This is a genomic window from uncultured Campylobacter sp., from assembly GCF_938045535.1.
In the GTDB taxonomy this organism is placed as follows: Bacteria; Campylobacterota; Campylobacteria; order Campylobacterales; family Campylobacteraceae; genus Campylobacter_B.
This window is the reverse complement of the sequence record NZ_CALIMQ010000127.1, coordinates 1-24178: the sequence shown is the minus strand read 5'-3', so window position 1 is coordinate 24178 and position 24178 is coordinate 1. Positions and strand designations below refer to the sequence as shown.

Below are 24178 nucleotides of genomic sequence, written 5' to 3'. Positions count from 1 at the left end.
ATTCGGCATTAATTTCAATTAAATTTACGCTACAAATTTAAGATCATGAGCCAAAGTATAGAATTTAAAATTAAATTAGATGATGCCAAAGAGGCAGAAAGATGGAAAAAATTTTATAAAGTAGAATTTGGTAGCATCCTCTGAAACTGCAAAACAAAGAATATCGGCGTGGTCGTCATAAAAAGGAAAAATCATCTAAATTTAATGGATACTACCGCCTTTGCCACATAAAGTATAATAAATAAATGCCTCCGCCAATTATTTTTTAAAATTTTTAAAAAATTTCTTCAAAAACGCCTTATAAAAGATCGCGAATTTCGACTCTTTTTTCTCATAAATCACGCGAAAGACACCCTGTAGATCCAGCTTTTCTTGCAAAGTAATGTTTTGCACTCTAATCTCCTATAAGTTTTTTTATCTTATGCAGTACAAACGCAGCGTCGTCGCTATCGAGCTCACACAACATCTGGCATATCGCGGTCGCGGCCTGCGGCTTAGTCGTGCCCAAGCGCCAGTCCTGATACGTCCGCATCGATACGCCTAACCTCTGCGCCATCGCAGCGTGCGAGATCTTTTTGCCGTTATTTTTAGCTTCGACGGCATTGTGCAAAATGTTGAATATATCGCTCGTTTCTAACATATGAAAATTATACAAATTTATTCGTTAATTATACATAAAATCGTATAAAATGAATAAAAATCGTGTTATTCATAAGTAAAAATAGCAAAACACTTCGTTTATCCGTATGAATTATACAGAATACTGCATAAAATAAACATAAAATTTTATAAAATTTTGAAATTTTAAATACTCTAAATTTTTAAATTCTAAAGCTTTCTAAATTCCGTTCATAACCCGCGCGAGGCTAATTCGTTTTAAATAAAATTTACGTTATAATCCCGTCAAATTCCACATAGGAGACAGATATGCAAATCCCTATCGCATACGGCAAAGACGATCATCTAAACTTAGAGATAAACGAGAAAAATTTGCTCGGCGTTTTCGATCCAAACCCCGTGGCTAAATTTGACGAAACGGCGCTCATCGCAAAGGCTCTCGCAAATCCGATAAATCAAAAAAGCTTCGATGAGTTTATCGCGGGCGATGAAAAGATCGTCGTCATCGTAAACGACGGCACTAGACCTACGCCGACGGCAAAAATTTTAAAGCAAATTTACCCGAAAATCCGCGAGAAAAATAAAATTTTCATCATCGCAACGGGTTGCCACAGAGAGGGTACGCTCGATGAGTACGAGATGATATTCGGTAAAGAAATTTACTCCGAGCTTAACGCCAAAGGCGAAGTTCACGATCACGACTCCAAACACGATGAGATGGTGTTTTTAGGCGAGAGCAAAAACGGCACGCAGATGTATCTAAACAAAATCGTAGCAGAAGCCAAAAAGGTAATCGTCATAGGTTCGGTCGAGCCGCACTATTTCGCAGGCTACACCGGCGGCAGAAAGGCATTTTTGCCTGGCACGGCGTCGTATGAGAGCATCACGCAAAACCATAAACTAGCTCTTAGCTCCGACGCTCAGGCGCTGCGCTTAGAGGGCAATCCCGTGCATGAAGATATGATCGATGCGATGAAGGTGCTAGCGCACATCGACGTTTTTTCGATCCAGACGGTGCTTGATAGCGAGCACGGCGTGTATTACGCAAGCACGGGCGACTTAAACGACAGCTTTTACGACTGCGTGAAAAAGGCCGACGAGGTCTTTTGCGTAAATATCCCCCGCAAGGCCGACATCGTGATCTCGGTCGCGCCCTATCCGATGGACGTCGATCTCTATCAAGCGCAAAAAGCCCTAGACAACGGCAAACTAGCACTCGCGCAGGATGGAATTTTAATAATGGTCGCAAAGTGCCGCACCGGCATCGGACCAAAGCCGTTTTTTGATCTGATGGCATCCGCGGATACGCCTAAAAAGGTGCTAGAAAAGATCAGCGCGGGCTTTAAGCTCGGCTACCACAAGGCCGCTAAAATGGCCGAAATCTCGCTCTGGGCGCAGACTTGGGCGGTGAGTGATCTAAGCGACGATGAGATGCGCGCCGTACACCTAAAGCCGTATCACGATCTGCAAAAGGCTGTGGACGACGCGCTCGCGCAAAAGGGCGCGGACGCTAAAATCATCATCCTGCCGTTTGGCTCGATGACGGTGCCTAAGGCATAAGTTTGGCTAAAATTTTATATTACGACGCTAGCGCGGGTATCAGCGGCGATATGAACTTGGCCGCTCTTGTCGGGCTCGGAGTGGATTTTGACTATCTTTGCGCCGAGCTAGAGAAGTTAAATTTAGCTGGCGAATTTAAGCTTGTACGCAAAAGCGTGCTAAAAAAAGGCATCGCCGCGACAAAAATCGACGTAGTGCCGCTAAAATCGCAGCCTCACGCCAGAAGCTACGCGGGTATCAGGCAAATTTTAGAGAGTTCAAATTTAAGCCAGAGCTGCAAGCAAAGAGCGGGCGCGATATTTCGCACCGTCGCGCAGGCGGAGGCCAAAGTCCACGGTACAGACGTAGAGCAGGTGCATTTCCACGAGCTCGGCGCGATCGATAGTATCGCGGACATCGCAGGCGCGGCGATCTGCTTTGAGTATCTTTTTGAAAAGCTCGGCGTCTCGCGCGTGCTAAGCTCCAAAATCGAGCTTGGCGGCGGCGTAGCGATCTGCGATCACGGCGCGCTTAGCGTACCTGCACCCGCCGTTTGCGAAATTTTAAAAGGCGTGCCCGTAAGTCTCGGACGGGCAAATTTTGAGATGACTACGCCCACGGGAGCGGCGATTTTAAAGGTCTGCACGGACGAATTTACGGATAGCGCGAGCTTTAAAATCGAAAAGATCGGCTACGGCGTGGGCGGCAAGGACGCAGCGGGCTTTGCAAACGTGCTTCGCGCGATGATCTGCGAGGCGGATGAAAATTTGAACGATGAAAGCGGCGAGTCAAATTTAAGCGCGCAGGCTGGCTACGGCGAGGTTTGCAAGCAAATTTTAATCTCCACCAACATCGACGATATGGACGCCGAGAGCTTTGCGCTTGCGTGCGAAATTTTGCGCGAAAACGGCGCGCTGGACGTATTTAGCCGCTCTATTTTTATGAAAAAGGGGCGCATGGGCTTTGAGCTAAACGCGCTGTGCCGCAATCAGGACGCGCAAAATTTAAAGGATCTGATATTTACGCACACGACCGCGATCGGCGTTCGCGAGATAGAGGTTGCTAAAACCGAGCTAAGGCGCGAGTTTGCGCGGGTGCAGACGAGATTCGGCGAGATAGGGCTTAAGATTTCTGGCAGCGATCAAATGCAAAAAGCAAAGCCGGAATTTGACGAATGCAAGGCCGCAGCGCTCGCGCACGGCACGACGATCGAGCGGGTGCGGAAAGAGGCGCTGAAAATCTATGACGAAACTAGAAAAACTAAAGGCTGATCTGCGCGGACTGGGCGAGCTAGCAGTCGCATTTAGCGGCGGCACGGACAGTTCGCTACTGCTACGAGCAGCGCACGACGCGCTGGGTGCGCGAGCGATCGGCATAACGATCAGATCGCCCTACATGTCCTCGCGCGAGATTGCTGAAGCCGTGGAATTTACCCGCGCTTACGGCATCCGCCACGAAATTTTAGAACTAGGCGTCGCAGAGGGGATCAAAAACAACCCCGAAAACCGCTGCTACCTGTGCAAAAAGGCCGTTTTTTCGCGCCTGATCGAGCGCGCCCGTGAGCTTGGCTTTAGCCGCGTCGCAGACGGTACGAACCGCGATGATCTGGGCGAATACCGCCCGGGACTCAAAGCAAAAGAGGAGCTAGGCGTGCTCTCGCCGCTGATAAATTTAACTAAAGCCGAGATCCGCGAGCTCTCGCGCGAGCTGGGCTTACCCACCGCCGAAAAGCCTGGCTACGCGTGCTTGCTAACGCGCCTGCCGCACGGGCGCGAGATCGATGAGAGCGAGCTAAATTTGATCGAAGCTGCGGAAAATCTACTCATCGCAAGCGGCTACGCAAACGTCCGCGCGCGGTGCGACCGCAAAAATATAAAGCTGCAAATGCCATTTTCCAGCATGCAGAGCTTCCTAAAAGACGCGAAATTTAAAAGCGTCGTTAGGCGGCTTGTGACGCTTGGCGCAGCGGATGTGACGCTCGATCTAAAGGGGCTTAGAGAGGATGTTTTGCATGAGAGAGGATGAAATTTTAGAGCTTTTCGCGGGGATAAAAAGCGGTCGCGTGAGCGAGCAAGAGGCGCTAAAATACCTGAAAAACTACCCCTACGAGGACGTAGGCTGCGCCAAGATCGACACTCAGCGCGCCCTGCGAAACGGCGCGGGCGAGGTGATCTACGGCGAGGGCAAGACGGATGATGAAATTTTGCGTATCGCAGAGGCGATCGGCGCGAGGAGGCAAAACATCCTCATCACGCGCACGAACGAACGGGTTTTTAAGCGGGTGCGCGAGACGCTGCCGCAGGCGGAGTTTAACGCTCGCGGCCGCGTCATCAGCGTCAAATTTAAAGAGCCCGCGCTCACGCAAAGCTACATCGCGATAGTCTCCGCAGGCACCGCCGACGGCGCGGTCGTGGAGGAGGCGTACGAGACGGCGCGATTTTTAGGCAACGACGCACGCAAATTTAGCGACGCGGGCGTGGCGGGACTTCATAGACTGATCGCAAATTTAGAGCAGATACGCGGCGCAAAGGTCGTGATCGCGGTAGCAGGCATGGAGGGCGCGCTAGCTAGCGTGCTAGCAGGCCTCGTGAGCGTGCCGATGATCGCGGTGCCCACCAGCGTGGGATACGGCGCGAGCTTTGGCGGTCTGGCGGCGCTGCTAGCGATGCTAAATAGCTGCGCAAACGGCGTGAGCGTCGTAAATATCGACAACGGCTTTGGGGCCGCGTATAACGCGAGCTTGATAAATCATCTCTAAATTTACGCCCGCCGCGCTGGTCAAATTTAACGGATAAATTTAAAAAGAAAGCGTTGCGAGAGGAAAATTTAAACAAGCAAAAGGCTGGACCAAAGGGCGCGAAAAAGCTCGCTAAAAAGTCACAAACAAGGCAAAGCGCGAGAACTAGACTAGCGCTTTTGGCTGCGGCGGTCCTGATTTTGGCAGCTGAAATTTACATCGCGATCTGCGTAAAGGGCGGTTTCGTGCGCCACTACGCGGGTGACGTTTTGGCCGTTATGTTGCTTTACGCTTTGGCTCGGGCTGCATTTAGCGCTCCGCCTTCAAATTTACCGTTTAAAATTTTCGCGTTCGCGGCGGCTTTGGAGCTTGCGCAGTATTTTGGAGCGGTGCAAATTTTAGGCATAGAAAATAAAATTTTAAAAGTAATGATCGGCGGGACGTTTGATTTTGCCGACCTGCTCTGCTACGCTGTGGGCTGCGTCCTAGCGGGCGTCTATGAAAAATTTGAAAAAAGGAGAAGCGATGGATAAAGAAAAAGCCGTGCAAAAGATGACCAAGGTCATGGCGAAATTCGTCGGCTACACGGGCAAAGTGCTGCCCGACGACGTGACGACAAAGCTAAGCGAGCTCGCCGAGCACGAGACGCAGCCGCTGGCAAAGGAGATCTATAAAACGATATTTGAAAACCAGCGCCTAGCTAAGCAGCTAGACCGTCCGTCCTGTCAGGATATGGGCGTGATCCAGTTTTTCGTGCGCTGCGGAGCGAACTTCCCGCTCATCGGCGAGCTTGAAGAGCTGCTGCGAGAGGCGGTACTGCGAGCGACGCGCGAGGCTCCGCTGCGTCACAACAGCGTCGAGACCTTCGACGAGTACAATACCGGCAAAAACGTCGGCAAGGGCACGCCGAGCGTATTTTGGGAGATCGTGCCGCAAAGTAGCGAGTGCGAGATACACACCTACATGGCGGGCGGCGGCTGTAGTCTGCCCGGCAAGGCGACCGTGCTGATGCCCGGCATGGGCTACGAGGGCGTCGTGAAATTCGTCATGGACATAATGACGAGCTACGGCATAAACGCCTGTCCGCCGCTGCTAGTGGGCGTAGGCGTGGGCACCTCGATCGACGTGGCGTCGCTACTATCTAAAAAGGCGCTGATGAGGCCTCTTGGCTCGGCAAACCCAAACGACCGCGCCGCACTAACCGAAAAGCTGCTCGAAGAGGGCATAAATAAAATCGGCCTGGGCCCGCAAGGAATGAGCGGGGCAAGCTCGGTGATGGGCGTGCATATCGAAAACTGCGCCCGCCACCCAAGCGTCATCGCCGTCGCCGTAAACGTAGGCTGCTGGTCGCACCGAAAAGGCCACATCGTCTGGGACGCAGAGCTAAATTTTGCCGTAAAATCGCACAAGGAGTTCACGCTATGAGTAAGAAAATTTTAACCACGCCGATTGCGCCCGAGGATCTAGCGGATATCAAGATCGGCGACGTGATCTATCTAACCGGACACATCGTCACCTGCCGCGACGTGCCGCACAGACGCGTCGTGCAGGAGGGTCGCGAACTGCCGCTAGATATAGCAGGCGGTGCGATCCTGCACGCGGGGCCGATCATCAGAAAAACTGGCGAAAAAAGCTTTGAGATGGTTTCTGTGGGGCCGACTACCAGCATGCGGATGGAGAAATTCGAGCGCGAGTTTATCGCTAAAACGGGCGTGCGCCTGATAGTGGGCAAAGGCGGCATGGGCGAGGGCACGATGAGCGGCTGTAAGGAGTTTGGCGCGATACACTGCGTATTTCCCGCAGGCTGCGCGGTGGTCGCCGCGACGCAGGTCGAGGAGATCGAAAGTTCTGACTGGACGGAGCTTGGGATGCCAGAGACGCTGTGGAAGTGCCGCGTGAAGGAGTTTGGCCCGCTCATCGTCTCGATTGACGCGCACGGAAACAATCTTTTTGAGCAAAACAAGGTCAAATTTAACGAGAAAAAGGACGCGGCGCTGGCTGAAATTTTACCGCAGGTCGGATTTATAAAGTAACTAAATTTTGGCGGCTCGCGCTTTAAATTCTACGCCTTAAATTTTTATGCCTTGCCACTAAATTTTAAAATTTATCGCTCTAGCGAGGGGCAAATTTTAAGGGGCTTTGGACGGATGGCGCGGGCGTAATCGATTAATAAAACAGCTGGCGGGGCTAGGCGCGAGATTAAATTTTATCTGCAAAATTTAGCTAATCGCGAGGGATAAATTTTAAAAATTTATCCCGCAAAGCCGCTGTTTTAAAGCACCGATTAAAAGCGCGCGCTAATCTCGCCGAAGCTCTTTCGCAAATTTAACCTACGCGCTATTTTTCTGTGCAAATTTTACGCTTGCATAGAGGTAGCTTACAAACCCTAGCGCGCCCAGTATCGCACCCGCCTTGCCTATGTGTTCAAGCCCGAATCTCGTTGCGACTTGATGCCCCAAAAGCGCTCCGCCGCCGATGCCCACGTTGTAGATCGCTGAATAGATCGATATCGCGACATCGGTAGCGTCGGGAGCTAGCGCCAAAACCCTAATCTGTAAGCAGAGTCCAAAGCCGGAAATACCTATCCCCCAGACGAAAGCCGCCAGCAGCAGCGCCGCGTCATTTGCGACAAAAATCTTTAGCGTCAGCACCGAGGCTAGGATAAAGAGAATCGCGCAGATCAAAAATGCGTTCGGAAATGAGCGGTAAAGCTTCGAAAAAAGCATGCTAGCAAGAATGCCCGAAGCGCCGAATGCAAGCAGGACATAGGTTACGAAGTGATCGCCTGCAGGATTAAATTTCGCCACGAAGGGCTCGACGTAGCTGTAGGTTGTAAAATGCGCGCCTACGATCAAAAGCGTCAGCAGATACAAAGCAAGCAGCATAGGGCGCCTTGCAAGCATCGGCAAGCTCGCAAGAGAGCCCGCGCGGCGGCTTGGCAAAAACGGTAAAATTTTCCAAAGAAACAGCGCCTCGGCCGCCGCAAGCGCGCCGATCGCAAAAAACGTGATGCGCCAGCCGAAAAGCTCGCCGACCACGCGCCCCAAAGGAAGCCCCAAAACCATCGCTAGCGAAGTGCCCAAAGCCAGCATGCCGATGGCCTGCGAGCCTTTATTTATCGGCGCTAGGCGCACGACGAGCGATGAGGTGATCGACCAAAAGATCGCATGCGAAATCGCGATGCCCAGTCGCGCGATTACCAAAACGGTAAAATTCCACGCAATGGCAGCCAGAACGTGGCTTAGCGTAAATAGCACGAAAAGTCGCAAAAGCAGCCTCTTGCGCTCGAGCTTCGAGGTTAGCAGCATCAGCGGTAGCGAAAGGATGCTCACCGCCCACGCGTAGATCGTGATGATTAGCCCCGTGCTCGTAACGTCCATGCTAAAATCCGCCGCGATGTCGCTTAGCAGAGCCACGGGGATAAATTCCGTAGTATTAAAAATAAAGGCGGCAAACGCCAGCGCGATAACTCTCGTGTAGGCGATTTTATGGACGTTCATCGGTTTTCCTTTGGGCTTTTAAATTTGGCTTTAAGTTTAGCGCATTTAGCGGTTTTTAGCTTTTCGAGTTCTGCTTGAAATTTTAAAATTTTAAAATTCCGCGCCATATATACGTGCCGCGCTAAATTCTAAACGGGGGATTATAGCTAAATTTATCCTCCGCGCAGCTTGCGGAAATAGAATTTACGCTCAAAACGCAAAGTCGCGTGTGGTAAAATTCACGTAGCGATCGACCAGTGAAAATTTAAAATGAAATTTGCGCTGTGCTCGGCAGGAGGCAATAAAATTTCTTGTATTTGGCAGAATGCGCCGAAATTTTATATACCGCGATGTTGCAAGTCATAAATAAAAATTCGCTACGTTGAGCTTGGATGCGTATAGCGGTTGAGGTTTTGTAGTGGCTAAATTTTATCACCCCGGTCTTGTTAACGATATGAGACTTGCCCCATTTTGTGGTAGGTGCATTTTTAAATTTCTTAATTTTCGCGCATTCCCGCCATTTGATATTTGGGTTAGAATTTCAAGCTAGACGGCTAAATTTACATTAATCTCTACCGCTGCTCGCGATCTGCGCTTAAAGTATGCAAAATTTATTTTCAAAGCGGTGAAAGAGCCCGTCTCAAATCGCCCGCAATGCTCGTCTAAAACTGCCAGCAGATCGCGCTTGTAGCCCGCCTGCTGTGATAAAGCTTTAGAATTTTATTCGGTTTGCGAAGCATTTAAATTTTTAAGCAATAAATATGTAAAATTAGTGAAATTTGATAATTCCAAAGGAACGAAAAATGGCAAAAGTTATGAAAACTATGGACGGAAACGAGGCGGCGGCTTACGTCTCATACGCCTTCACCGAGGTCGCGGGCATCTATCCGATCACGCCTAGCTCACCTATGGCGGATTACACCGATATTTGGGCGTCACAGGGCAAGAAAAACCTCTTCGGCATGCCCGTTAAAGTAGTCGAGATGCAAAGCGAAGGCGGCGCGGCGGGCACCGTGCATGGATCCTTACAAGCGGGCGCGCTTACGACGACGTACACCGCATCGCAGGGGCTTTTGCTAAAAATTCCAAATATGTATAAGATCGCAGGCCAGATGCTTCCGGGCGTCATTCACGTCGCGGCGCGCGCGCTTGCGGCGCAAGCGCTCTCCATCTTCGGCGATCATCAAGACGTCTATGCCTGTCGCCAAAGCGGCTTTGCGATGCTTGCAAGCGACAGCGTGCAGGAGGTGATGGATCTGGGCGGTATCGCGCATCTTGCGGCGATTAAGGGGCGCGTGCCGTTTTTGCACTTTTTCGACGGATTTCGCACGAGCCATGAAATTCAAAAGATCGAAGTGATGGACTATGTCGAGTTTGATCGCTTGCTGGATCGCGAGGCCGTGCGTAAATTTAGAGCGGACGCGCTAAGCTCCGAGCACCCCAAAACTCGCGGCACGGCGCAAAACGACGACGTATATTTTCAGACGCGCGAGCTAGTTAATAAATTTTACGACGCGCTTCCGGACATCGTCGCGGAGTATATGAGCGAAATTTCAAAGATCACGGGGCGGCCGTACGCGCCTTTCGTCTATTACGGCGCAAGCGAGCCACAGCGCGTGATCGTCGCGATGGGCTCGGTCAATCAAGCCCTTGAGGAGGTGGTCGATCATCTAAACGCGAAGGGCGAGAAAGTAGGCATACTAAAAGTGCATCTCTACAGGCCTTTTAGCCTCAAATATCTCTTCGCCGCGATGCCTAAAAGTGTGCGTAAAATCGCCGTGCTCGACCGCACGAAGGAGCCGGGCAGTCTCGGCGAGCCGCTGTATCTGGATATAAAAGCCGCATTTTACGGGCACGAGGACGCCCCACTCATCGTGGGCGGTCGCTACGGTCTAAGCTCCAAAGACGTCGATCCCGCGCAGCTAATCGCCGTGTATGAAAATTTAAAGGCGGACGAGCCTAAAAACGGCTTTACGATCGGCATCGACGACGATGTGACTCATCTATCTCTACCCGTGGGAGATAAAATTTCGCTCGGCTACGAGGATGAGACCGAGTGCTTATTTTACGGTCTGGGCGCGGACGGCACCGTGGGCGCGAATAAAAATTCCGTCAAAATCATCGGCGATAAAACCGATCTTTATGCGCAGGCGTATTTTGCCTACGACAGCAAAAAATCGGGCGGCTACACGCGCTCGCACCTACGCTTCGGCAAAAGACCGATCCGCTCGACCTATCTCGTCTCAAATCCGCATTTTGTCGCCTGCTCAGTCGCTGCGTATCTAGACATCTACGACGTCATCGGGGGCATCCGCGAAGGCGGTACCTTCCTTTTAAATTCCATCTGGGATGCCGAGCAAACGGCGGCAAAGCTTCCGAACAAGGTCAAAAAAATTCTAGCCCAAAGACGGGTAAAATTTTACATTCTAAACGCCACCAAACTAGCACGCGATATAGGGCTCGGAGGCCGCACTAATACGATCATGCAATCGGCGTTTTTCAAGCTTAGCGGCATCATACCATTTGAGCAGGCGCAGAGCTATATGAAGGAATATGCCAAGAAAACCTACGCTAAAAAGGGCGAGGCGGTCGTGGCGATGAACTGCGACGCGATCGATAGGGGAGCGGACGCTTTAGTGCAAGTAGCGATCGATCCTGCGTGGGCAAATTTAAAAGATGACGCAGTGGGCGCGGACGACAAATACAAGGGCGACGAATTTATAGAAAAGATCGTAAAACCGATGAACGCGGCGCGCGGCGATAGCTTGCCGGTGTCGGCGTTTTTAGGACACGAGGACGGCGGGTTTGACGCGGGCACGACGCGATTTGAAAAGCGCGGCGTAGGCGTCACGGTGCCTAAATGGATCGAGCAAAACTGCATCCAGTGCAACCAGTGTACCTTCGTCTGCCCGCACGCCGTAATCAGAGCGTTTTTGCTAGACGAAAAGGACGAGGCCGCCGCGCCTTTAAATTTAAAAGATCATCTGCTAGAAGCCAAGGGCAAGGAGCTAAAGGGGCTAAAATATAAGATCCAAGTAAGCCCGCTTGATTGCACTGGTTGCGCGCTTTGTGCCGAAAACTGCCCGAGCAAGGAAAAATCGCTCGTCATGGTGCCGCTTGAAGAAGAACTCGCGAAGGGCGAGCAAGAGAGCGCGGACTTTTTATTCGAGCACGTAAGGTACAAAGACGATTTGATGGATAGATCAAGCGTCAAGGGCGTGGGTTTTGCGCGCCCGTATTTTGAATTTCACGGCGCATGCCCTGGATGCGGCGAGACGCCGTACATCACGCTGATCACGCGACTTTTCGGCGATCATATGATCGTAGCCAACGCCACGGGCTGTAGCTCGATCTACGGCGGATCGGCGCCTTCGATGCCGTACCGCAAGGACGAGAACGGCCGCGGCGTCGCGTGGGCAAACTCGCTTTTTGAGGATAACGCCGAGTTTGGGCTGGGAATGAAGATCGCAAGCGAGACGCTGCGCCATAAGATCGAGGACCTGATGCTAGGCTCGCTCTCAAGCGTGCCAAACGCGCTAAAGGCGCTTTATCACGACTGGATCGAAAACAAAAACGATACGCTAAAATCCGCTCAGATCAGAGATAGGCTAGTGCCGCTGCTAGAACAAAATTTGGACGCGCCCGGGGTTCGTGAAATTTTAGAACTGAAGCAGTATCTAAACAAAAAATCGCAATGGATCATCGGTGGCGACGGCTGGGCCTACGACATCGGCTACGGCGGGCTCGATCACGTGCTGGCTACCGGCGAGGACGTAAACGTGCTGGTGCTAGATACGGAGGTTTACTCAAACACGGGCGGGCAGAGCTCCAAGGCTAGCCGCCGCGGCTCGATCGCGCAGTTTACCGCGGGCGGTAAGGCGGTGCAGAAAAAGGACCTCGGTCAGATCGCGATGACCTACGGCAACATCTTCGTCGCGCAGGTAAATTCCAACGCAAATCAAGCCGCGACGCTAAAAGCGATTATGGCAGCGGAGGCTTACCCGGGACCTAGCCTTATCATCGCGTATTCGCCGTGTATCGCGCACGGCATCAAAGGCGGCATGGGCAGCTCGGGCGATCAAGCCGAGCTTGCGAGCAAATGCGGCTATTGGCCGACCTACACCTTCGATCCGCGGCTTGCGGCGGAGGGTAAAAATCCGCTTAAAATTTCATCCAAAGAGCCGGACTGGAGCCTTTATGAGGAATTTTTGCTAAACGAGGTGCGCTACAACGCGCTTAAAAAGATCGATCCGGAGCACGCGGGCAAGCTTTATGAAGCAAACAAAGCCGACGCAATGAGACGCTACCGCCAGCTAAAACGCCTCGCAAATGCCGATTTCGGCGATGAGGTTGTCTCTGCGGACGCCGCGAGCGAGAATGCTTAAGCTTTGCGGCTATTTGTTGAAATTCCGGCTCTGCGAATTTTGCAATCCGGAATTTTATTAAATTTCGCGGGACTACATAAAATTCCGTATAAATTTTAAAAGAGAAATCCATGAAAAAAATCGGACTAATCGGCGGCATGAGTTACGAATCTACGATTACCTATTATGATGGGATCAATCGCAAAATTAACGAGCGTCTAGGCGGGCTAAGTAGCGGCGAAATTCTGCTAAGTAGTCTAAATTTTGACGAGATCGAGCGGTGCCAAAGAGATAATGAGTGGGGCAGGGCAGGTGAAATTTTAGCTCGTCACGCGCGAGTTTTGCAAAGCGGCGGCGCGGATTATATTTTTCTTTGCACCAATACGATGCATAAGTGCTACGAGGCGATAAATGCCGCTATATCCGTGCCTTTCGTGCATATCGCGGACGCCACGTTAAGTGAGCTGCGAAAACGTGGCGTGCAAAAAGTAGGGCTGCTCGGCACGATCTACACGATGACGCAGGATTTTTACAAACAGCGCTTGATAGATGGCGGCGTGGAGGTACTCGTGCCAAATGCAGACGAAATGGAAGCGGTAAACGAAGTAATTTTTGGCGAGCTTTGCTTTGGTAAAATCTTACCGCACTCCAAAGAGAAATTTTTACGGATCATTGAAGGGCTTAGAGCTCGCGGCGCGCAGGGCGTGATACTGGGCTGCACGGAGATCGGACTGCTCGTATCGCAAGCAGATACTGCCGCGCGGCTATTTGACACTACACAGATACACATCGATGCGGCAGTAAGTCTAGCTTTAAGCGAATAAATATCAAATATGAGTCGGTAAAATTCCGGCTTATAATTTCAAATTTTTATATACATTATCAGTTAAATTTAATCTTTCTCTGTTATAATAACGACTATCAATCATAGAAGGGGATGAAATGAACGTTTTAGTTATAGGAGCAGATGAGATTACACCCATTAAGGCGGTTTTAAAAGACCTTGGCGCGAGCAATATCGAGCACTGGGATGCACGAAACGAAAATCGCGTAAATCGTAAGCCGATCCCGCAAGATACCGAGTGTGTCGTGATGCTTACGAGCTTTTTAAACCACAACACGATGAAAAAAATCAAAGGCGAAGTAAAAAAGCGCAAAATCCCGCTAGTATGTGCTAAACGAAGCGTCAGCTGCGTATTTTGCGAATACTGTAAGGTTTTCAATTTAAATCAAGAATTCGGTTGCAGACCTTGCGAAGATGATTAAAATTCCAAGGAATTTAAATAATGCCGGCAAGCCCAAGCAAGCGGTTAAAAAATCGCGCACTACGCCGCAATCAAATGCTTACGACGATGAAACAGGCGAGCTAAATTCCAAGGATTTTTTAAATTCTAGCAAATTTAACGCTACTTGCCTTGCACACGCCGAAAGCAAGAAATTTAACGGCAAATTTAAAAAGTTTTCAAGTGGTAAATCGGACGCGCTTAATTGTAATGCCTCTAAGCCGTGCGTTGCAAAGAGTGCGCAAAAAGGCGGCGCAAATAGGAATTTTACAGCAAGGGCTTTTTACGACACTAGCTCCGCGCAAAAGAATTTTTTCTGCGCTAAGCGCTCGGACGAAAAATCAGCTTTATTACAAGATATTGCTGCATCAAAACGAGATATCGCGGCGCGCGAAAAACGCCAAAAAGCGGATCTGCGGCGCGATAATGAGCTTATTGATGATGAAATTTTAAATGCCGAAGCTTTCAATAAAAGATTCTTTGGTGGCGAGATTTTTGGCTTTGATGCGAACGGGCGCGAGATTGTGTCAGAGGCGCTGCGGGATTATGATGCGGCTTCGCGAGCGCGAGCGATGCTAGCTCTATATAATTTTAACGTTAATGCGGATTATAGAATTTTGCCTGCAAATTTAAAGGGCGCTTCGCAGTTCCGAGCGGCATTTTTAAATTTTATCGCTTCCGAGCTTAGGCGCGGGGCTCCTAAAATTTACCGTTTCAAGCCCGCCGTAAAATTTTGCGCAGCGGATAATGCGATAATCTTTTCTTATCTGTGTGGCATGCCGCTGCCCGTATTTGTCGCCAAGCCCGCTTATAAGCTAACTCGCGCAATCGTGAGCCTGCGTAGCGGATTGCTGCTAAATGGAGACGATGCGTTTCGCAACTTCGTATTTTGCAAAATCGCGCTTCGCAATGCAGGCGCAGAAATCGAGCTTAAAAACGAGCTCATCATCGTGCGAAAAAACGGATTTTCGCTCGGAGTGATAGCAAATTTCAGATCGATGCTCGTTTCAAATCCTATGCTTTATGATAATGATATAAAAAAAGCGCTAGAGCTTTGCCGCGGAGCAAACCTCGATGCTTTGTATCTCGTATATCCTAAAAACGAGAATTTCACACGTCATATCGAGATAAAAAGCGAATGCTTTAAGGGAAATTTCATTATGAAATTAGTACCATACAAGCTTACCGACAAAATTTATTAAAAGGATACCAAATGGTTGGAATTATTTTTGGAAGCTCGATGGGCAATACCGAGGACGCCGCGAAGCTGATCTCCGAAAAGCTAGGCATAGAAAACGAGCTAAAAAACGTTGCGGACATCGCGCCTGCAGATCTAAATAAATACACTGCGCTCATCATCGGCAGCTCCACATGGAACGACGGCGAGCTACAAGACGACTGGGCGGGCTTTGATTTCTCAGCCCTTGATGTCGCGGGCAAGACTGTCGCGATTTTTGGCATGGGCGATAGCTCAAGCTACAGCGACGCCTACTGCAACGCAATGCGCGAGCTATACGACAACTTCAAAAAAGCTGGTGCAAATATCGTAGGTGCAGTGCCTACCGATGGATATGAATTTGACGAGAGCAAGGCCGTAGTGGACGGCAAATTCGTTGGCCTCGCGCTAGACAACGACAATCAAAGCGACCTCACCGAGAGCCGCATCGAAGCGTGGGTAGCGCAGATCGCTCCATCTTTTAAATAGTCCTCCTTTAAATTTGCCGCGGAGCGTGCGCTTCGCGGCACTTTCATCTTTTTTAAAATCATTAAAGCTTAGACCTTTTTAAAATTTAGCTCTGCCGACTTCGGTTAAATTTAAACAGATTGGGCTTTGAAATTTTAAAATTTTAATCTGCACGAATGAAATTTATCTTTTAAATTTAGAGCTGCTGGATACTTTTGCGCTCATGTAAATACAGACCTGCTTGGAGGCGCACGTAGCGTGATTAGAAAAAATTTAGCCTCTGTGACGGCGGAAGGACGAAGCTGGGAGTTTGCGTCGCGGTTTATAAACCTCGTCGGCATAATAATCGGCGAACGTTCGGGAAATAAAATTTGCAAATTTTATAAGCGGCGAAGCGGGAATCGATGTCGCTAAAATTTCTCTCCGCACATACGCCATTGAAATTTCTTTCCGCACGCACGCCGTTAAAACTCTTCCCGCAGCTCTGCCGTGAAATTTCGCCGGGCATCTGATTCAAGAATTTTGTCTATCTGCGTAGCGAGCGGCTGCCGTCTGTCCGTAAAATTTAGCATAAATTTGGCGCTGCAACCGCACGCGGCTGTCGCCCCAAATAAAGCCGCCGCCATAACTGCGAGATCGCCCGCCGCTAGGAGCGAAAACCGCAAAGCCCTGCGGCGCGACAAAGCATAGATTTAAAAGAGAAATTTTGCTCTTTACACTACTTCGCGCAAATAGCGCAGCAAGGCGTAAATTTAAAATTTTAGGGCGTAAATTTAAGGCTTTGAAATTTACAGCCCGAGCTCTATCGCCAGATCCTTTACCGCTTTGAGATTTACCTTGCCGCTGCCGAGCACCGGGATTTGCTCGACCTTTTTCACGACGCTTGGCTGCATTATCGGCGCCAGTGCGGAGTCCTTTAGGCGGCGCGAAATTTCATCCTCGCTCGTCTCGCCCACGTAAAGCAGAGCGATCTTTTCGCCCTTTTTTTCGTCTTTTAGGTTCACGCACGAATAGATCGCGCTCTCGCCTAAAATTTCGCCCACGGCGCTTTCTACCGCGCCCAGGCTAATCATCTCACCGCCGATTTTGGCAAAGCGCGAAAGGCGGTCGGTGATAAATAAAAACCCGTCGTCGTCGATATAGCCGATGTCGCCGCTCTTGTAGTAGCGCACGTCGTTTATTTGCGCGATCGCCTCGGCGGTTTTTGCCGGCTCATCGTAGTATTCTTTCATAACCTGATGTCCGCCGATTAAGATAAGCCCCTCCTGCCCGTTTGATAGCGGCTGCAGCGAGGCGGGATCGGTGATTTTTATGACCGTGCCTGCAAGCGGCAAGCCGACGCTTTTTTCACGGTTGAAGTGAAGCTCTTTGAAAAAATCGGGCTCGAGGACGTTCGGCGTATTTACGCTCACCACCGGCGCAGTTTCGGTCGTGCCGTAGCCCTCGTAAATTTCGATGCCGAATTTTATCTTAAATTCCTTGCGGACGTTTTCGTTTAGCTTCTCCGCGCCCGCAATCGCTAGGCGAATGCTTGCCAGCATAAGCGGATTGAGCCTTTTGTTTTTGGTGTAGAGCCTAAAAAACGTAGAAGTGCCGAACATTATCGTAGCGCCGTATTTTGCGCTCATCTTGCCGACGCTAAAGGCGTCCGTAGGATCGGGAACGTGGATGCTTAAAATTCCGTCGTTTAGCGGAAATAGCGTCGTTACGGTAAGCCCGAAGCAGTGAAAGATCGGCAGCGACGCTAAAATCGCGTCGTGCTCGGTGGCGTTTATGAGCTCCGAAATTTGGCGGACGTTCGCCATTATATTTTTGTGCGTCAAAACCACGCCTTTGGGCTTTCCTTCGCTGCCGCTGCTAAATAAAATGGTCGCTACGTCATCTATCGCGTGCGGCTTAAAATACAGCGCGCGAAATAAAATTTTAGGCATCAGCAGCGATTTTAGCGCGCAGGCTATGCGCTCGTTTTTAGAGGCGCCCTCGCTTAGATCCTCAAGATACACGAGCCGATCGCCGATCGAGCTTTCCAGCTCAAAGCCCTTTGATTTGAGCTTTTCTACGAATTTGCGCGAGCTGATGATCGTGCGGATATTTGCTTTATCCGCGCAGTAGATTAAGTTCTCTTCGCTTAGCGTGTAGTTTAAATTTACGCTCGTTTTGCCCATCGCAAAAAGCGTTAAATTTACGGCGCTTGCGATGACCGAGCTAGGCAAAACGATACCTACGTTTTCCTCGCTGCTTATGCGACTCTTTAGTCTTTTGCGAAGTATCAAAACGGCGCTCATCATCGCTAAATTTGTGAGACTTGCTCCCGTACTATCGACCGCCACGCGCTTAAAAGGCGATCTTTTGGCTTGATTTAGCCAGTTGTAGGCAAGCGGCTTTAGACTTGCGAGGTATTTGCCCCAGCTGAAAAACGACAGCTCCGTTACTGCGCGCTTTACTTCGTGCGCCTTGGAATTTGCCTCGATCGGCGCGCCGAAGCTTACGCGAAGCGCGTTTTTGCCGCTTTGCGAGATCGTTCTTTTATAATGCTCGCTGGCGCGCGAAAATGTCGATCCCCAAAGCCCTCTGATGTAAAAAGGCACGATTACGGAGTTCGTATCGTGCGCGGCTAGCTCAAATCCACCTTGAAACTCGTCTATGCGGCCGTTGTAGCTGATGTGGCCTTCGGGGAAGAGCCCCACTACTTCACCAGCATTTAGCGCCTCGCGAATGCTTTCGATCGCGCTTTTGCTCACGCCCGCTCCGATTGGAATGACGCGAAAAATTTTAAAAAACCACTTCAAATACCACAGATCGTAGTAGCTACGATGCATCACGAAGCGCACTCCGCGCGGGCATGCAAGCTGTACCACCGCCCAATCGATCCAGCTGATGTGGTTGCCTAAAAGCAGTACGCCGCCTTTTTGCGGGATGTTTTCGATGCCGTCTACGTGGACTTGATAGCCAAATTTCATAAACGGAATGAGTAAAATTCTAACGAAAAGCTGCGGCAGATATTTCGCGCCGAAGATCCCGCAGATAAGTACGCACAGCGCCGCCATAACGAAAATTTCGCCGCTGGCGACCGCAAAATGCACCAAGATGATGGCGATGAGCAAAAACAGCACCATAAAGATATTTTGGATGAAATTTGAGCCCGCGAGTACCCGCCCCATGCGTTCATCGGCGGTGAAAAACTGAATTACGGCGTTGAGTGGCACGATAAAAATTCCGCCGCTAAATCCGAAGAAAAACGATGCCGTGCCGAGCCAAAATACGGAGTGCGCGTTGGCTAGCACCATTAGCGCGAGCGCAAGCCCGAATGCGCCGAACGGCACGATACCGAGCTCGATATGTTTTTTGCAGTAGCTGCCCGCAAAGATCGAGCCTAGCGCGATTCCGATCGCACTAAGCGCCAAGATCACCTGGATCACCATTACGTTGTCGCTGCCGCTAAGGCTCTTGTAGTGAGCGGGGAAGGTCGCGATCACGAGCTGTGAGACCGCCCAAAACATCGCAAGTCCCAGCGTACAGAGCAGGACGTTTTTGTCTTTTAGCACAAAATTTAAATTTTGCCTTAGATAGCGAAGCTTAAGATAGTCGTCTTTATTAAATTCCGCCTGTGGTTGCGAGGCGTCGAAGAATGGAATTTTATACGAGTAGTATGTTTCAAGCGCGGAGCCCGCGACCAAAAGCACGCCGATGAACCAAACCGAGCTCATCAGCTCGCCCGCGTCGCTGCTGCGGGCTGCAAACAGCTCGAAAATTACCGAAAAAACAAGAGATGAAAGCAGAATCGCAATGATGGTAAGAGCCTGCACGAGGCCGTTTGCTGCGCCTAAATTTTTCGCGCCGACGATTTTTTTAATCAAGCCGTATTTAGCGGGCGAGTAGATCGCGCTTTGCGCCGCAAGCAGGATCGTCATAAAAAATGCGAAATAAAACCATCCGCACAGATATCCGAGCGTAATGAGCGCGGTAAGCGCGACGCCGAGTTTCGCGCAGATCCGCGTAATGCGGGTGCGCGAGAATTTGTCGTTGAGATAGCCGCTGGCGCTAAAAAGAAAAACGTAAGGTAGCAAAATCAGCAAATTTACAAGCGAGGTAAGGGCGATGAGAGCGCCAGAATCGGCACTTTTGACAAGGACGTTTTGAATCGTGATTTTATGGCCCAGATCGACGCTTGCGTTGATAAACATAATCGCCAAAAATGGCAAAAATCCTTTAATTTTTAATAAAGATTTCACGGGCGCTCCTTTAAAAACGGGATTTTATCTCACGGAAGTTAACGGACGCAAATTTAAGGCGGCTTCGCTACAATTACGTAAAAATTAAAGGAAAAATATGAAAGTGCAAATCACAAATCGCGACGTCGATAATCTCAATAAATTTATGCTGCTTTACAGCAAAAAGGCGCGCAAGCAGCGCCTCATCAGCACCTACGCCATACCATTTGAGTTTTTGCTCGTTGGCATCATCATCGACGGGCTTTTAAAAACGGCGCCGATTGCGAGCGTAGCGTCGGTTATTTTGGGCGCGGCATGGCTTATTTTTTATCCGAAATTTTACCGCCGCATGCTAAGAAAGCATCTGGATGCTGCTAAGCTCGCGCAAGACTCAAAAATAGATATGGAATTTATCGCGGGCGAGGATGAAATTTCATTTTCAAAGGGCGAGCCGCGCGCAAGCGAGAAATTTGCCGCGCGCTCGCTAAATCGAATCGCTGCGAGTGGAGAGAATTTTTTCTTGGCGTTTGATCGCGGCTTTCATATCGTGCTTCCAAAAAACGCCGAGACAGACGCCGCGGTGCAGCATCTCGCAGATCTGCGCGGGCTACAGATCGAGCCCGTAGATATGGACGTTGAAATTTAGAGCTTTGCTTTTAAATTTAAGGCTCGTAAAATTCTCGATATAAATTTAAAATTCTAGAATTTCGATATGTAAAATTCTGTCTCTAGAATTTAGGTGGTGGTGGCTTTTTCTCTTAAGGGGGAAGGGGCGCTACTTGCGAGGCGCTTCCCTTCTCCCTTAAAATCCCCTAACCCCCGGCACGCTCAAGGGGCGAGCTTTTAGCTCGCGTTAAATTCTTTTTATTACGGCTTCGACGCAAGTTTTGATTTTAAAATTTCTTGTCGCAAAAATCGTAAAATTTCAATTACACTACAAATCGGCGCTGTATTTTGCTAAAATACCGATAAAATTTTAAAGGATGAAATTTGGAAAATTTTGCTTTTCTTCTAAATTTAGTGATATTTTGCATCTTGGTTTTTATGTTTTTTAAGATGCGCAAAAGCGGCGAGCAAGCGAGCAAGCCGCAGATCGCCACCGACATCACGCGGCTTAAAAGCATCGGCGAGCTGAGCGTTTTTAAAATTTACTCCAAAGAGATCGTTACGCGCAAGCAAAACGTAGGCAGCGGGCTGCTGGGCTCGCTCGTATCGCCGCTGATGACGAAAAAGCAGATCGCCATCATCTTCGAGTTTGAGATCGAGTTTGTTTACGACCTGCTAAGTCTCGACTTTGCGATACTACCGCAGGGCGAGGATCGCTACGAGATCAAGATGCCGCCGTGCAAATACAAATACTCGATCAAAGATATGAAAATTTACGACGAAAAAAACGCTAAGCTGCTGCCGTTTCTGCTGCCCGATTCGCTAAACGGGCTATTCGGCGCGAGCTTTGACGAGAGCGATAAAAACCGCCTGATCGACGACGCCAAGGACGAAGTCAAGCAGCTTTCGCTAAAAATCATCAACGATCTGGGTGGTAAGATCCACAAATCCGCGACCGACACGCTGGAGGCGATCGCTAAGAGCTTCGGCGCGAAGGAGGTCGGATTTATCTTCCAGGACAAGGCGCTTCAGACGATCGATATAAGCTCCAGCGAGATCGCAATCGACAAGTCGCTAAAATCGCAGATCGAGAAGTAGATGGAGCTTTTTAAGGCGCTTTTTAAAATTTACTTCGCCCGCATGCTCGCGTTTATGGATGCCTGCGCAAGGGCTTGGCAGCGATTTTATGAGCCGATCAGGCTGCGCAAAGAGAAAAAGCGCCTGCGCGCGAAAGGCTATTTTACCGAAGATGCGACGTGGGCGGAGTTTTTCGCGGATTTTAAATTTTGCAAATGCTTCATCATTAAAAAAATCCTCTATCCAAACTTCTATGCTATCAAAAACTCCTCCAAATGGGAGGCGGGCTCAAAGCGAGCTAGTTTTACGGTAGGCTCGTTTGCATACGACGAGATCGCGTGGGTGTGGGTGCCGCGAGCCTTCGACGGCGGGAGGAAAAACGATCTGGAAAAGCTAAAAAATCTACTGCAAAAAATCCCCGCGCTGCGCTACGAGCAGAGCGACACCGGGATTAAAATTTTCGGCTACGAGTGCGCCGAAGGAGCCTTATAATTGTATAAAGCGGCATTTGTTTGATTTCATCTTTGCCTGATCTTGTCGAGGGTCGCGCCGATACGGCTTAAAGCTTGCACCGCGTAGCTAAACGGCGGGCGAGTTTTGGCGGCTGTGTCTTTGACAAACAGCGCGTGCGAGCGTGAAATTTTATCTTTGCAAACGCCCCGGCACGGTCTAAATTTAAACTCCGCGCGAGTATAAACGCGAGCAAATTTTATCTCTGCGTCTGGCTCCATAGACCCTTTGCTTCGGCGGGGTTTTTTATATTAAGCCACGCAAGAAGCAGCACTACGGACGCTAATGGATTTAAGATTAAATTTAGCAGTTCCATGCAATTTATGACGCCCATCGTTATAGCGGCGGGGGCCGGTATTTTGAACATCATGCCGTGGATGATGTCTGCGGCGGCATCAACGATTAGCAGCGCGGCGTATACCGCAAAAAGCTTGCATCCGGTGGCGGCACGCAACTTAAAATTTATAATTATCCAAGCGAGCGTAACCGCAAATATCAAATACGGCACGTATATTTGCAGCCTATTACAATCACATCTTCTGAGTATATAAATGGCTGAAAAATATAGTAGCGCCGCAAGCGCGATGCTATAGGCGTATTTGAAGATTATAAAAACCTGCGGGCCCGTGATATTTTGGATGTTTTTAAGCGCGTGGTAAAGGAATGTGAAGGCAAAAATCCACACTAAGATTTGAGAATCCAAGTACGCGATCTCGCCTTTTATAGAATACGCCACGCTTGCGACCAGTAGGCAGAGCGCGCCGAGCGTGCCTTGCAGCTTCGCTCTTTGAAAATCTTCATTCATTTTATACCTTTAAATTTTAATGTGCGGCTCCACGGCTTGCGCCGTGCAACTAAACGGCGGGCGATGCTTTGATTATCGCCACGCGGGCTTTAAATTTAGCCGCTGCGAATTTTAATTTTACGCCGCCGCGCATACTTCGTACTTTACGTCGCTGCGAATGATTTAAGCTCAGCACGCCGCCGAATATCTCATCCTTGGGCTACTGCCGCGAATTTTATTTGGTGCCGCCGTTACGAGTGCTTTTAATTTAATGCCGTAGTTACCGCAAATTTTACTTTGCCGCCGCCGCTCGCGTAATACATTTTTGAAATGGATTTCACGCAAATTCTGTTTAAAATGGATTTAACTTTTTAAATTTAAAAGCAGCGGAGCAGTTTAAAATTTACAACTATTCAAGTGCCATTACTATAAGCATTAAAAACGTTTATTTTTGATTTTTAAATTTGAGCTGTTTTTAGTAAATTTTGCTTACAAATTTTGTATAATTTTTAAGATTTTATCTCGAAAATAGGAGCGAGTATGAGATTTATCGTTATATTATTTTTGGCGGTCAGCAGCTGTTTTGGAGGCAATATAACCGACTTTCAAAGCTTGGAAAAATTTATCAAAGACGGGCAAGCGAAAAGATATTTTCCTAAAAAGATTTTAGTGACGCAAGGATTTGATACCACCGTATTAGAAGACGTGAGTTTAAATTTTAGCAAAACCATATATTGGGACATAAATTCTCGCTGCAACCAAAACGCAGACGAAATCATTATAGCCGAAAGCGATACGAGGCACTCTATAGTTTGCCCCGGAAATAACAACGTCTATATTTTGACGGGCGGCAGAAGCGATGTGGAAGACCCATGGGGAAACGATATCTTCGTAATGGGCGAGAACGATGATAAAATTTCAAAAAGCTGGGGTACAAATATATTTATATTCGGCAAAAGGTGGGGGCATGATAAGATAGGAATTGGCGATTCTAGGATAAATCCGGCGTCAAACCCTGAATACAAAAACGAATTTCCTTACGAGTTTAGCCACTTTTTCATCTTTGATAGCGGGGTTAAAAAGGATGATTTAGTTTTTAACTTTAACAAGATAATAAATTTAAAAGCAAACGACTCTATAGAACTTACAGATTTTAACGGCATAAATTTGATTTTTAAAGACGAGCCGGGTAAATACTACGGCACAAATTCATTAAAGGAGATTTACGACGAAAACTTTTTCGTTACGCCTAAGACTGAAGAGAGTTTGAGTATAGATGAGATACA

At 49.1% G+C, this 24178-nt stretch carries 22 protein-coding genes; 16 read left to right on the top strand and 6 right to left on the bottom strand.

The window, feature by feature from the left end:
- Positions 1-258: 258 nt before the first annotated feature.
- Together Q0095_RS04165 and Q0095_RS04160 are read right to left on the bottom strand one after the other, a co-directional pair.
- Positions 259-393 (bottom strand): hypothetical protein, encoded by a 135-nt coding sequence (locus Q0095_RS04165; protein ID WP_297881635.1) that lies wholly within the window; start codon positions 391-393, stop codon positions 259-261.
- 1 nt (position 394) lies between these two features.
- Positions 395-640 (bottom strand): XRE family transcriptional regulator, encoded by a 246-nt coding sequence (locus Q0095_RS04160; RefSeq protein WP_297881639.1) that lies wholly within the window; start codon positions 638-640, stop codon positions 395-397.
- A gap of 287 nt (positions 641-927) precedes the next feature.
- Here Q0095_RS04160 and larA point away from each other — a divergent pair, with 287 nt between their 5' ends.
- From larA to ttdB, 7 genes are read left to right on the top strand one after another with little or no spacing between them, the layout of a single operon-like run.
- A complete protein-coding gene (larA, locus tag Q0095_RS04155) occupies positions 928-2178 on the top strand; it encodes a nickel-dependent lactate racemase (protein WP_297881634.1) in 1251 nt (416 codons plus the stop codon).
- 2 nt (positions 2179-2180) lie between these two features.
- Positions 2181-3428: a nickel pincer cofactor biosynthesis protein LarC gene (gene larC, locus Q0095_RS04150; protein WP_297881632.1), complete on the top strand. Its 1248-nt coding sequence runs from the start codon at positions 2181-2183 to the stop codon at positions 3426-3428.
- The gene (gene larE, locus Q0095_RS04145; protein ID WP_297881630.1) at positions 3400-4182 is read left to right on the top strand and encodes an ATP-dependent sacrificial sulfur transferase LarE; all 783 of its coding nucleotides are present in this window, start codon (positions 3400-3402) and stop codon (positions 4180-4182) included. Before larC ends, larE begins: the two co-directional genes overlap by 29 nt.
- Positions 4169-4915, top strand: a complete 747-nt coding sequence (gene larB / locus Q0095_RS04140) for a nickel pincer cofactor biosynthesis protein LarB (RefSeq protein WP_297881637.1) — start codon at positions 4169-4171, stop codon at positions 4913-4915. The genes larE and larB overlap by 14 nt, the downstream gene beginning before the upstream one ends.
- Positions 4916-4968: 53 nt before the next feature.
- A complete protein-coding gene (locus Q0095_RS04135) occupies positions 4969-5427 on the top strand; it encodes a DUF2809 domain-containing protein (protein ID WP_297881628.1) in 459 nt (152 codons plus the stop codon).
- Positions 5420-6319 carry a L(+)-tartrate dehydratase subunit alpha gene (gene ttdA / locus Q0095_RS04130; RefSeq protein WP_297881626.1) on the top strand — a complete coding sequence of 300 codons (900 nt, stop codon included), beginning with the start codon at positions 5420-5422 and terminating at the stop codon, positions 6317-6319. The genes Q0095_RS04135 and ttdA overlap by 8 nt, the downstream gene beginning before the upstream one ends.
- The gene (gene ttdB, locus Q0095_RS04125; RefSeq protein ID WP_297881624.1) at positions 6316-6927 is read left to right on the top strand and encodes a L(+)-tartrate dehydratase subunit beta; all 612 of its coding nucleotides are present in this window, start codon (positions 6316-6318) and stop codon (positions 6925-6927) included. The genes ttdA and ttdB overlap by 4 nt, the downstream gene beginning before the upstream one ends.
- Positions 6928-7224: 297 nt before the next feature.
- On the opposite strand, the gene Q0095_RS04120 is transcribed toward ttdB, so the two are convergent.
- Positions 7225-8394, bottom strand: a complete 1170-nt coding sequence (locus Q0095_RS04120) for a sugar transporter (RefSeq protein WP_297881622.1) — start codon at positions 8392-8394, stop codon at positions 7225-7227.
- Positions 8395-9176: 782 nt separating this feature from the next.
- Here Q0095_RS04120 and nifJ point away from each other — a divergent pair.
- The 5 genes from nifJ (at position 9177) to fldA (ending at position 15725) form a co-directional block, all read left to right on the top strand.
- Positions 9177-12758, top strand: coding sequence for a pyruvate:ferredoxin (flavodoxin) oxidoreductase (gene nifJ, locus Q0095_RS04115; RefSeq protein WP_297881620.1), 3582 nt, complete (start codon positions 9177-9179; stop codon positions 12756-12758).
- A gap of 110 nt (positions 12759-12868) precedes the next feature.
- Positions 12869-13561, top strand: a complete 693-nt coding sequence (locus tag Q0095_RS04110) for an aspartate/glutamate racemase family protein (RefSeq protein WP_297881618.1) — start codon at positions 12869-12871, stop codon at positions 13559-13561.
- 118 nt (positions 13562-13679) lie between these two features.
- A complete protein-coding gene (locus tag Q0095_RS04105) occupies positions 13680-14003 on the top strand; it encodes a DUF2325 domain-containing protein (protein WP_005870807.1) in 324 nt (107 codons plus the stop codon).
- The gene (locus Q0095_RS04100; protein WP_297881616.1) at positions 13996-15222 is read left to right on the top strand and encodes a hypothetical protein; all 1227 of its coding nucleotides are present in this window, start codon (positions 13996-13998) and stop codon (positions 15220-15222) included. Before Q0095_RS04105 ends, Q0095_RS04100 begins: the two co-directional genes overlap by 8 nt.
- Positions 15223-15233: 11 nt before the next feature.
- Positions 15234-15725 (top strand): flavodoxin FldA, encoded by a 492-nt coding sequence (gene fldA / locus Q0095_RS04095; RefSeq protein WP_177389208.1) that lies wholly within the window; start codon positions 15234-15236, stop codon positions 15723-15725.
- Positions 15726-16492: 767 nt separating this feature from the next.
- Here fldA and Q0095_RS04090 read toward each other — a convergent pair.
- On the bottom strand, positions 16493-19936 hold the full coding sequence (locus tag Q0095_RS04090) for an acyl-[ACP]--phospholipid O-acyltransferase (RefSeq protein ID WP_297881614.1): 3444 nt from the start codon (positions 19934-19936) through the stop codon (positions 16493-16495).
- A 97-nt stretch (positions 19937-20033) separates the two neighbouring features.
- Between Q0095_RS04090 and Q0095_RS04085 the strand changes: the two genes are divergently transcribed.
- From Q0095_RS04085 to Q0095_RS04075, 3 genes are all read left to right on the top strand, one after another.
- Complete coding sequence (locus tag Q0095_RS04085) at positions 20034-20561, top strand: hypothetical protein (RefSeq protein WP_297881612.1); 528 nt, start codon at positions 20034-20036, stop codon at positions 20559-20561.
- Between the two features lie 344 nt (positions 20562-20905).
- Positions 20906-21619 (top strand): DUF4230 domain-containing protein, encoded by a 714-nt coding sequence (locus tag Q0095_RS04080; protein WP_297881610.1) that lies wholly within the window; start codon positions 20906-20908, stop codon positions 21617-21619.
- Entirely contained in the window at positions 21620-22090 is a 471-nt protein-coding gene (locus tag Q0095_RS04075) for a hypothetical protein (RefSeq protein WP_297881608.1), read from the top strand.
- A gap of 26 nt (positions 22091-22116) precedes the next feature.
- On the opposite strand, the gene Q0095_RS04070 is transcribed toward Q0095_RS04075, so the two are convergent.
- Both Q0095_RS04070 and Q0095_RS04065 read right to left on the bottom strand, forming a co-directional pair.
- The gene (locus Q0095_RS04070) at positions 22117-22329 is read right to left on the bottom strand and encodes a hypothetical protein (RefSeq protein WP_297881606.1); all 213 of its coding nucleotides are present in this window, start codon (positions 22327-22329) and stop codon (positions 22117-22119) included.
- Entirely contained in the window at positions 22308-22913 is a 606-nt protein-coding gene (locus Q0095_RS04065; RefSeq protein WP_297881604.1) for a hypothetical protein, read from the bottom strand. The genes Q0095_RS04070 and Q0095_RS04065 overlap by 22 nt, the downstream gene beginning before the upstream one ends.
- A gap of 519 nt (positions 22914-23432) precedes the next feature.
- On the opposite strand from Q0095_RS04065, the gene Q0095_RS04060 reads away from it, so the two are divergent.
- Positions 23433-24178, top strand: a 746-nt coding sequence (locus Q0095_RS04060; RefSeq protein ID WP_297881602.1) for a hypothetical protein, incomplete at its 3' end; no start/stop codon positions are given.

What these genes read in the sequence shown, in the direction of transcription:
- Q0095_RS04160 (WP_297881639.1), bottom strand. Translation starts at nt 640, where the DNA reads ATGTTAGAAACGAGCGATATATTCAACATTTTGCACAATGCCGTCGAA.
- larA (WP_297881634.1), top strand. Translation starts at nt 928, where the DNA reads ATGCAAATCCCTATCGCATACGGCAAAGACGATCATCTAAACTTAGAG.
- larE (WP_297881630.1), top strand. Translation starts at nt 3,400, where the DNA reads ATGACGAAACTAGAAAAACTAAAGGCTGATCTGCGCGGACTGGGCGAG.
- larB (WP_297881637.1), top strand. Translation starts at nt 4,169, where the DNA reads ATGAGAGAGGATGAAATTTTAGAGCTTTTCGCGGGGATAAAAAGCGGT.
- ttdA (WP_297881626.1), top strand. Translation starts at nt 5,420, where the DNA reads ATGGATAAAGAAAAAGCCGTGCAAAAGATGACCAAGGTCATGGCGAAA.
- ttdB (WP_297881624.1), top strand. Translation starts at nt 6,316, where the DNA reads ATGAGTAAGAAAATTTTAACCACGCCGATTGCGCCCGAGGATCTAGCG.
- Q0095_RS04120 (WP_297881622.1), bottom strand. Translation starts at nt 8,394, where the DNA reads ATGAACGTCCATAAAATCGCCTACACGAGAGTTATCGCGCTGGCGTTT.
- nifJ (WP_297881620.1), top strand. Translation starts at nt 9,177, where the DNA reads ATGGCAAAAGTTATGAAAACTATGGACGGAAACGAGGCGGCGGCTTAC.
- Q0095_RS04110 (WP_297881618.1), top strand. Translation starts at nt 12,869, where the DNA reads ATGAAAAAAATCGGACTAATCGGCGGCATGAGTTACGAATCTACGATT.
- Q0095_RS04105 (WP_005870807.1), top strand. Translation starts at nt 13,680, where the DNA reads ATGAACGTTTTAGTTATAGGAGCAGATGAGATTACACCCATTAAGGCG.
- Q0095_RS04100 (WP_297881616.1), top strand. Translation starts at nt 13,996, where the DNA reads ATGATTAAAATTCCAAGGAATTTAAATAATGCCGGCAAGCCCAAGCAA.
- fldA (WP_177389208.1), top strand. Translation starts at nt 15,234, where the DNA reads ATGGTTGGAATTATTTTTGGAAGCTCGATGGGCAATACCGAGGACGCC.
- Q0095_RS04085 (WP_297881612.1), top strand. Translation starts at nt 20,034, where the DNA reads ATGAAAGTGCAAATCACAAATCGCGACGTCGATAATCTCAATAAATTT.
- Q0095_RS04075 (WP_297881608.1), top strand. Translation starts at nt 21,620, where the DNA reads ATGGAGCTTTTTAAGGCGCTTTTTAAAATTTACTTCGCCCGCATGCTC.
- Q0095_RS04070 (WP_297881606.1), bottom strand. Translation starts at nt 22,329, where the DNA reads ATGGAGCCAGACGCAGAGATAAAATTTGCTCGCGTTTATACTCGCGCG.
- Q0095_RS04065 (WP_297881604.1), bottom strand. Translation starts at nt 22,913, where the DNA reads ATGAATGAAGATTTTCAAAGAGCGAAGCTGCAAGGCACGCTCGGCGCG.